Consider the following 1,561-nt stretch of genomic DNA (forward strand, 5'->3'; position numbering starts at 1 on the left):
GAAAGGAGTGATTTAAATTTGGACCTACTCAAATTAATTAAAAATAGAATATCTACAGAGTGGAAAGAGGCGTTTAATACAAACGTTGATATCTTGAATCGTAAAGCTCGTGATCAAGACCAAAAACTTGAGACTACGAATAGTCGTATTGATAACTTAGTTCTTCATTCAGGCGGGGATTCACCAAACGAAGTTGTTGACGCACGAGTAAACAACGAAGGCACAATATTTGATAGTTTAGAAGCTCGTTTGCTTTATTCGGAAAATAAACACGCAAGTGATGTTGAGAGATTAGAGATTCAAGATCAATCGCAGGCAAGTCAATTAAATCAATTGAATGCAACAATTAAAGAGTTATACAATTTTTCAAATGCTGGAATATCAATTTATGTATCTGCAGACCGCGGCAACGACCAGACTGGAAACGGTACACAAGATAATCCTTACAAAACAATTCAAACAGCAGTAAATCAAATTCCGCTGATCAGTCGTACAGGTATCTCGATTTGGATTGAAGAAGGTGTGTATTTAGAAGACGTAGTATTGACGAACCTATCTGTTTCAGCTCTCTATTTTAGGGCTGTACAAACTATTGCTGATCCATCTGCTAGTGATCTAGCTGTTAAACTTCGCTCATTTAAAATTGCTTATTCTACAGGCTATTACTTCATGTCAGGAATCCAATTTGTTGATCAAGCGAATGCGCCAGTTGTAAGCGACCAAAGACGTTGCGTTCAAGTGGAACAAGGAGGTTATCTAGCTATCGCTGGCTGTAAATTTGCAGAAAACGTTAAGAGTATGGACCATACATCCGTCTACGCTGGAGGCAGTTCAAAACTTCATATCTATGGAAAATCAACTTTCGTAAATCAAAACGTATGTATGAGCGCAACCTTGCTTGCTGAGCTTCGAGCAGGTGACATTCAAGGAAGCTCTAATCTTGTAGGCGCACTAGCAGATTCAGGAACGGTAAGAGCATCTATCAGCTCATCATTTGCAACAACGCCGACGAAGACGGCTTCGTATGGCTTAATCCTTACAAAAGGGACGGTGATGTAATGTTTAAAACAAAAGAAGAGATCATCGTTATCCAAGCGGAAGCTAAAGAGCCAATACAGACAAGAGCTGTTTTTTGGTCACATGATAAAGGTACAGCGAAAATGCTGTTTAAATTGCGAAAGGACGGTACTAGTCAAGCTTTAGCAGAAGGAACGATAGTTCCAATTTTATTGAAATTCAATTCTGAAACTGCAGAAAATGGTGTTGGTCGTCATATCTATCACGCAGTTATCGAAGACGCAGTAAATGGAATTGTCTCGATTATCTTAGAAGACAACATCTTAGGCTATCAAGGTCGTGTTGATGGCTCAATCTACATTGAACTACCAGACTCTCGCTCACTCGATACAGCAGGACGATTCACTTTCCACATCAAACGCAGTCCGATTGATGAAGATGTGCCCGAACTAGAAGATTACTACTGGCAAGGATTCGGAGAGATTATGGAGCAATATCACGAATCGATTGCTGAGATTAAATCAGAAGCAAAAGAGTTACTTGA

The 1,561-nt window shown here is 39.5% G+C and carries 2 protein-coding genes; both read left to right on the forward strand.

Features of this window, described 5'->3' with window-relative positions:
- The coding region (locus RV04_RS12850; protein WP_245791104.1) for a hypothetical protein at window positions 1–1,059 on the forward strand (1,059 nt) is incomplete at its 5' end.
- On the forward strand, window positions 1,059–1,561 hold a 503-nt coding region (locus RV04_RS12855), incomplete at its 3' end, for a BppU family phage baseplate upper protein (protein WP_143139514.1). The genes RV04_RS12850 and RV04_RS12855, both read left to right, overlap by 1 nt.

The sequence above is a fragment of the Enterococcus hermanniensis genome (assembly GCF_001885945.1).
GTDB classification, from domain to species: Bacteria; Bacillota; Bacilli; order Lactobacillales; family Enterococcaceae; genus Enterococcus_A; species Enterococcus_A hermanniensis.